At 73.5% G+C, this 6,431-nt stretch carries 8 protein-coding genes; 3 read left to right on the top strand and 5 right to left on the bottom strand.

The annotated features are described in order from the left end of the window. The 4 genes from ACFF45_RS26250 to rimP form a co-directional block, all read right to left on the bottom strand. Positions 1-375 (bottom strand): translation initiation factor IF-2 N-terminal domain-containing protein (locus tag ACFF45_RS26250; protein ID WP_381348944.1); only part of this gene is annotated, 375 nt, incomplete at its 3' end. A 150-nt stretch (positions 376-525) separates the two neighbouring features. Next, the gene (locus ACFF45_RS26245) at positions 526-822 is read right to left on the bottom strand and encodes a YlxR family protein (RefSeq protein WP_381348943.1); all 297 of its coding nucleotides are present in this window, start codon (positions 820-822) and stop codon (positions 526-528) included. A 102-nt stretch (positions 823-924) separates the two neighbouring features. Then, positions 925-1,911 (bottom strand): transcription termination factor NusA, encoded by a 987-nt coding sequence (gene nusA / locus ACFF45_RS26240; RefSeq protein WP_381348941.1) that lies wholly within the window; start codon positions 1,909-1,911, stop codon positions 925-927. A 2-nt stretch (positions 1,912-1,913) separates the two neighbouring features. Beyond that, complete coding sequence (rimP, locus tag ACFF45_RS26235) at positions 1,914-2,432, bottom strand: ribosome maturation factor RimP (RefSeq protein WP_381348940.1); 519 nt, start codon at positions 2,430-2,432, stop codon at positions 1,914-1,916. A 194-nt stretch (positions 2,433-2,626) separates the two neighbouring features. On the opposite strand from rimP, the gene ACFF45_RS26230 reads away from it, so the two are divergent. The 3 genes from ACFF45_RS26230 to ACFF45_RS26220 are packed head-to-tail and all read left to right on the top strand — an operon-like array spanning position 2,627 to position 4,542. After that, entirely contained in the window at positions 2,627-3,160 is a 534-nt protein-coding gene (locus ACFF45_RS26230; RefSeq protein ID WP_381348939.1) for a hypothetical protein, read from the top strand. Beyond that, on the top strand, positions 3,157-3,621 hold the full coding sequence (locus tag ACFF45_RS26225; RefSeq protein ID WP_381348937.1) for a ferritin-like domain-containing protein: 465 nt from the start codon (positions 3,157-3,159) through the stop codon (positions 3,619-3,621). Before ACFF45_RS26230 ends, ACFF45_RS26225 begins: the two co-directional genes overlap by 4 nt. A 27-nt stretch (positions 3,622-3,648) precedes the next feature. Then, positions 3,649-4,542, top strand: coding sequence for an aminoglycoside phosphotransferase family protein (locus ACFF45_RS26220; protein WP_381348936.1), 894 nt, complete (start codon positions 3,649-3,651; stop codon positions 4,540-4,542). Positions 4,543-4,650: 108 nt separating this feature from the next. On the opposite strand, the gene ACFF45_RS26215 is transcribed toward ACFF45_RS26220, so the two are convergent. Beyond that, positions 4,651-6,360, bottom strand: coding sequence for a proline--tRNA ligase (locus tag ACFF45_RS26215; RefSeq protein ID WP_381348934.1), 1,710 nt, complete (start codon positions 6,358-6,360; stop codon positions 4,651-4,653). Positions 6,361-6,431 lie beyond the last annotated feature (71 nt).

The raw sequence follows: 6,431 nt of genomic DNA, 5'->3' as shown, positions 1-6,431 counted from the left end.
ACGCGGCGCGGGCCTGGGACCCGGCGTCGGACGCGGACCGGGGGCCGGCGTGGACGCGGGGGCCGCGGGGGCCGCGGCGGCCGCGGGCTGCTGGGCAGCCGGAGGCCTGGGCGCGGCCGGCTTGGGGGCAGCCGGACGTGCCGCCTGCGCCGGGGAGGGCGCGGCGGGCTTGGGGGCTGCCTTCCGCGGGGCAGGCTTCGCGGCGGACTTGCCGCTGCCCTGCTGGAAGGCGTCAGTCAGTTTGCGTACTACGGGCGCCTCGATCGTCGAAGACGCCGATCGGACGAATTCACCGAGTTCCTGGAGCTTGGCCATGACGACCTTGCTCTCCACACCGAACTCCTTGGCGAGTTCGTAGACCCGGACCTTAGCCACTTCGCTCCTTTGAGGTCCGGGTTGCGGCCGGACCGTCGCTAGTTCATGGGCGTACTCATCGCGTACTCATCGAGTGCTCATCGCAATCTCGACCTGCTTTCAGACTCGCGAGGTACCAGGCCGCACGGGAGGTTCCGTACGGCACGCTTCTTACCGTGTTGCCTGCTCGGCAACTGTCGTCCGCTCGACGTACCGGCGCAACGCCTTTGTGTCGAGCGCTCCCGGGGCGCGCAACGCCCGCGTGAACACCCGGCGGCGTATCGCCTGGTCGAGACAGACCACGGCGGGGTGTACATAGGCACCCCGGCCGGGCAGCGTACCGCGAGGATCGGGGACGCACGCGTCCTCGATCGCCACGATGCGCAGCAGCTCGGTCTTGGCCGCTCGCTCCCGGCACCCGACACAGGTGCGCTCCGGGCATGCGCGGGCTCGCGTCCGGCCAGACACCCTTAAGTCTACCTCCCCGTAACGACCTCATCCCCGCGGGGCCGAGATCGGGCAGTCGCTGCGCGTACAACTGTCGGGATCCAACCCACCGGGGGCCGAGATCTATTCCCCCGGCTGTTCGGTGTCCGGACGGATGTCGATCCGCCAGCCGGTGAGCCGGGCCGCGAGCCGGGCGTTCTGCCCTTCCTTGCCGATCGCCAGGGACAGCTGGTAGTCGGGCACCGTCACGCGCGCGGAGCGGGCCGACATGTCGACGACCTCGACCTTGGACACCCGGGCGGGGGACAGCGCGTTCGCCACCATCTCGGCCGGGTCGTCCGACCAGTCCACGATGTCGATCTTCTCGCCGTTCAGCTCGGCCATGACGTTGCGCACCCGTCCGCCCATGGGGCCGATGCAGGCGCCCTTGGCGTTCAGGCCCGACCGGGTGGACCGGACGGCGATCTTGGTGCGGTGGCCGGCCTCGCGCGCGATGGCGGCGATCTCGACGGACCCGTCGGCGATCTCCGGCACCTCCAGCGCGAACAGCTTCTTCACCAGACTCGGGTGCGTGCGGGACAAGGTCACCGAGGGACCGCGGACGCCCTTGGCCACCCGGACGACGTACGAGCGCAGCCGCATGCCGTGGGGGTAGCTCTCGCCGGGCACCTGCTCCTGCACCGGCAGGATGGCCTCCAGCTTGCCGATGTCGACGAGCACGTTCTTCGGGTCGCGGCCCTGCTGCACCACACCGGTGACGATGTCGCCCTCACGGCCGGCGTACTCGCCCAGCGTGGCGTCGTCCTCGGCGTCGCGCAGCCGCTGCAGGATGACCTGCTTGGCGGTGGTCGCGGCGATCCGGCCGAAACCGGACGGCGTGTCGTCGAACTCTCGGGGCTGCTGGCCCTCCTCGACGTCCTCGGGGTCCTCCTTCGCCCACACGGTCACATGTCCGGTCTCCCGGTCGAGCTTCACGCGCGCGTGCCGGCGGCTTCCCTCGGTGCGGTGGTAGGCGATGAGGAGGGCCGCCTCGATCGCCTCGACGAGCAGGTCGAAGGAGATCTCCTTCTCCCGGACCAGACCCCGCAGGGCGCTCATGTCGATGTCCACGGCTACGCCTCCTCCTCTTCCGTCATGTCCTTGTGGTCCTGCTTGTCCTTGCGGCTGAACTCGACCTGGACGCGCGCCTTGGCGACGTCGTCGAAGGCGAGCCTGCGCGCCGTGGGCCTGCGGCCCTTGACCCCGGGCACCTCGACGTCGACGCCGTCGTCGTCGACCGTGAGGATCCTCGCCACCAGCTCCGCGCCGTCCGCCAGCTGGAACCTGACCAGCCGGCCGGTGGCCCGTACGTAATGCCGGTGCTGGGTGAGCGGGCGCTCCGCGCCCGGGGTGCCGACCTCGAGGGTGTACTCGCCCTCGCCCATCGCGTCCGTCTCGTCGAGCCTCGCCGAGAGCGCACGGCTCACATCGGCGATCCGGTCGAGATCCGCTCCGGTGTCGGAGTCGACGACGACGCGCAGCACTCGCTTGCGTCCGACCGAGTCCACCGCGACCTCTTCGAGATCCAGCCCCTGGGAGGTGACGAGCGGTTCCAGCAGTTCTCGCAGCCTCTCGCTCTGGGTGGTGCTCATCCGGGTGACTCCTCGGCCGCGTGTGCTGTTGTGGGAAGGTCGCGTGTCTGGTCAAAGGGTATCCGGTCCCAGGGTGTGTTGCCGTCCACCTGCGCCGGGGCGGTGCCGATGAGTGGTCTCGGACACGTGCGCGGGTACGGTGATCATGGGCGAGCCGCCCAGTCCTTTCGTACGAGCCTTCGAGGACGTCAGCCGTGCCGTTTTCCCTGTCGCCGCGCATGCCCTCGGGGCCGCGCAGAAGGACCCTGCTCACCTCGGCCGCGGGCGTCGCCCTGCTGGCGGGCTGCTCCGGCGGCCCCGGCGACTCGGGCACCACGGGCGGCAGCCCGTCGGCCACCGAGCGGGCACGCGCGCGTGCGGCCCGGGACAGCGCCGGCCTGCTCGCGCGCTACGACGCCGTGCTGGCCGCCCATCCGGGGCTCGCCGGGCGGCTGCGGCCGCTGCGGGAGGAGACCCGGTGGCACACGGAGGCGTTCGGGGGCGGCGCGGCGCGGCCCTCCCCCACGGCGGCGGCGTCCGCTCCCGGCACCGGGGCTGCCTCCCGGACCGTCCCCGGCACCGAGCGGGCCGCCCTGGCCGAACTGGCCGCCGTGGAGCGGGCGGTCGCGGACCGGCGGGCCCAGGCGCTGCTCGGCGTGGAGGGTGAACTGGCCCGGCTGCTGGCGTCGGTGGCGGCGGCCGGGGAGGCGCACGCGTATCTGCTCACGGAGGGCGAGGGCACGGCATGAGCGAGGCGGAGGACGGGGAGCTGCGGGCCCTGCAGGCGGCGCTGGCGGCCGAGCACGCGGCGGTGTACGGCTACGGCGTGGTCGGCGCGCGGATCGGCGAGAAGCGCCGCACGGAGGCGCGGGCGGCGTACGACGCCCATCGCGCGCGGCGGGACGCCCTGGGGCGCGAGGTGCGCGCGCTGGGCGCCGTGCCGGTGGCCGCGGCCGCCGGATACGCGCTGCCGTTCCCGGTGGGCGACCCCGCGACGGCCGTGCGGCTCGCCGCCGAACTGGAGGACCGGGTGGCCGGGGTCTACTCCGACCTGGTGCGGGCGGCCGGCGGCGGGCGGCGGAACCTGGCCGCGGCCGCGCTGCGCGAGGCGGCGGTGCGGGCGGTGCGCTGGCGCGGCCGGAGCGTAGCCTTCCCTGGGCTCGCCGAGCGGGCCGGCGCCGAGGCGGTGCCGGTGACACCCTCGGCGTGACGGAGACGGGAAGGGGACCGCTCGCGTATGGCATTCGAACCGCCGCAGCGGCTGGTCAGGGCACTCGGTGAGACGGCGGCGAACGGTGACGACTGGCTGGAGCGGCTGCCCGAGGCGGCCCGGCGGGCCGTCGCGCTACGCGAGTTGACCGTGGAACGGGTGCAGGTGCCGGGCGGCCGGAGCAGCCTGGTGCTGCTGGTGCGGCGGGCGGACGGCACGCCCGCGGTGCTGAAGCTGGCCCCGCCCCGGGCCCGCCCGGAGAGCGAGCGGGTCGCGCTGGCGCACTGGGGCGGCCGGGGCGCCGTACAGCTGCTCGAACCGGTCGCCGAGGACGGTGCGCTGCTGCTGGAGCGGCTGCATCCGGAGATGTCGGTGCGGTCGCTGCCGGAGGCGAAGGCGCTGCTGGAGGCGGCGGGGACGCTGCGCAGGCTGTGGGTGGAGCCGCCGCGGGGTCATGTCTTCGAGACCGTGGCCGGGCGGACCGGACGGCAGGCCGAGGCGATGCGGGCGAGCGCCGGCGCGGATCTGGTCCCGCTGGTGGACGCGGCGCTGGCGGCCCGTGCGGAGCTGGTGGCGGCGCCGCCCGAGCACCGGCTGCTGCACGGCACGTTCCGGCAGAGCAAGGTGCTCGCCGGGGACCGGATGCCGTGGCTGGCGGTCGGCCCCGACCCGGTGGTCGGCGAGTGCGCCTTCGACCTGGCGCGGCTGGTCCGGGACCGGGTGGAGGACCTGATCGCCTCGCCGTCGGGCGCCGCGATGACCCGGCGGCGGGTGAAACGGCTCGCGGAGTCCCTGGAGGTGGACCAGGAGCGGCTGCGCGGCTGGACGCTGTTCCGGGCCGTGGAGTCGGGGGCCCGGGCCCGGCGGGTGGGGCGGCCCCAGGACGCGGAGCTGCTGCTGGAGTTCGCCGCGTGGCTGTAGGCGCGCGGCGGCAGGGACCCGGATGCGGCCGCCCCGCAGCCGGGCGGTGCCGGACGGGCCGGGTGGCCCGGTCCGTCCGGCACCGTGCCCCCCGTCGCTGACGCGGCGTCAGGAGGCGGCGGTCAGCCGGGCGATCGCCTCGTCGACCGGCAGTTCCTCGCGCTCGCCGGTACGGCGGTCCTTCAGCTCGACCACGCCCTCGCCGGCCCGGCGGCCCGCGACCAGGATCTGCGGTACGCCGATCAGCTCGGCGTCGGTGAACTTCACGCCCGGGGAGACGCCCGCGCGGTCGTCCACCAGGACGCGCACGCCGGCCGCCGCCAGCTTGCCGGAGACCTCCAGGGCCAGCTCGGTCTGGAGGGCCTTGCCGGCCGCGACGACGTGCACGTCGGCCGGGGCGACCTCCTTGGACCAGCACAGGCCCTTGTCGTCGGCGGTCTGCTCGGCGAGCGCGGCGACGGCGCGGGACACGCCGATGCCGTAGGAGCCCATGGTCACGCGGACCGGCTTGCCGGTCTGGCCGAGGACGTCGAGCTTGAGCGCGTCGGTGTACTTGCGGCCCAGCTGGAAGATGTGGCCGATCTCGATGGCGCGGTCCAGCTGGAGGCCGGTGCCGCACTTCGGGCAGGGGTCGCCGTCCTGGACCACCACGACGTCCACGTACGCGTCGGCCTCGAAGTCACGGCCGGCGACGACGTTCTTCGCGTGCGTGTGCTCCTTGTTGGCGCCGGTGATCCAGGCGGTGCCGGGGGCCACGCGCGGGTCGGCGAGGTAGGTGACCTTCTCGCCCAGGCCCTGCGGACCGACGTAGCCGCGGACCAGGTCGGGGCGGGCCGCGAAGTCCGCCTCGGTGACCATCTCGACGGCCGCCGGGGCGAAGTGCGCCTCGACCTTGCCCAGGTCGACCTCGCGGTCGCCGGGCACGCCCACGGCGACGATCGCGCCGTCGACCTTCACCAGCAGGTTCTTCAGCGTGGCGGAGGTCGGGACGCCGAGCGAGGCGGCGAGGGTCTCGATGGTCGGGGTGTCGGGGGTCGGGATCTCCTCGGCGGCCGGGACGCCGGAGGCGTCGACCGGCTTCAGCTCGTAGGTGATCGCTTCGGTGTTGGCCGCGAAGTCGCAGTGCGGACAGTCCGCGAAGGTGTCCTCGCCGGCCTCGGCCGGGGCGAGGAACTCCTCCGACTTGGAGCCGCCCATCGCGCCGGCGGTGGCGGCGCAGATGCGGTAGTCGAGGCCGAGCCGCGCGAAGATCCGCTGGTACGCCTGCCGGTGCAGGGCGTAGGACTCGGCGAGGCCCTCGTCGGCGACGTCGAAGGAGTAGGAGTCCTTCATCAGGAACTCGCGGCCGCGCAGGATGCCCGCGCGCGGACGGGCCTCGTCCCGGAACTTGGTCTGGATCTGGTAGAGGATCACCGGCAGGTCCTTGTAGGAGGACGCCTGGTCCTTCACCAGGAGGGTGAAGATCTCTTCGTGGGTGGGGCCGAGCAGGTAGTCGCCGCCCTTGCGGTCCTTGAGCCGGAACAGTTCCTGGCCGTACTCGTCCCAGCGGCCGGTCGCGTCGTACGGCTCGCGCGGCAGCAGCGCGGGGAGCAGCACCTCCTGGGCGCCGATCGCGTCCATCTCCTCGCGGACGATCCGCTCGACGTTGGCGAGGACCTTCTTGCCGAGCGGCAGCCAGGACCACACGCCGGCGGCGGTACGGCGAACGTAGCCGGCGCGGACGAGGAGCTTGTGGCTGAGGACCTCGGCGTCCGCCGGGTCGTCGCGCAGCGTCTTCGCCATCAACTGGGACATGCGCTGGACCGATGCGTTCGCCATGGTTCTCGTACTCCTGCTACGTAAGGGTGATGGCAAGGAGGTTAGCCGGGCGGGACGGGACGGTGGAAATC

Origin of the sequence: Streptomyces cinereospinus, assembly GCF_042430725.1 — a bacterium.
Taxonomy (GTDB): Bacteria; Actinomycetota; Actinomycetes; order Streptomycetales; family Streptomycetaceae; genus Streptomyces; species Streptomyces cinereospinus.
This window is presented reverse-complemented; position numbering and strand designations above follow the sequence as displayed.